Source organism: Vibrio sp. 10N.222.49.C9 (genome assembly GCF_041474985.1).
Lineage (GTDB): Bacteria > Pseudomonadota > Gammaproteobacteria > Enterobacterales > Vibrionaceae > Vibrio > Vibrio crassostreae_C.
Genome location: NZ_JBFRVD010001667.1, coordinates 1 through 233 on the forward strand (window position 1 = coordinate 1; position 233 = coordinate 233).

The 233-nt window shown below is 46.4% G+C and carries 1 protein-coding gene; it reads right to left on the reverse strand.

Annotated features, from left to right (window positions below):
• Positions 1-233, reverse strand: a 233-nt coding sequence (locus AB4585_RS29725; protein ID WP_372172438.1) for a hypothetical protein, incomplete at both ends; no start/stop codon positions are given.

Sequence of the window (233 nt, forward strand, 5' to 3'; positions counted from 1 at the left end):
GCCCTGCAGTGTACGGTGACTTGTCATCGATGGCTTGTGCAATGAGCTTGATAAAGGAATCAACAAACTCCTGCTGCTGCTTTTCATAGACCGAAAGCTCATTAGCTGTAGTCTCAATCGATCGTGAGAGTTGATAGATCTCTTTTATCCGAGATGGCACGCCATCCACATCTGAATAGCGACGCTCTCGCACCTTCTTTGTCTCTTCAATCAAGGCTTGAATAGGACTGACA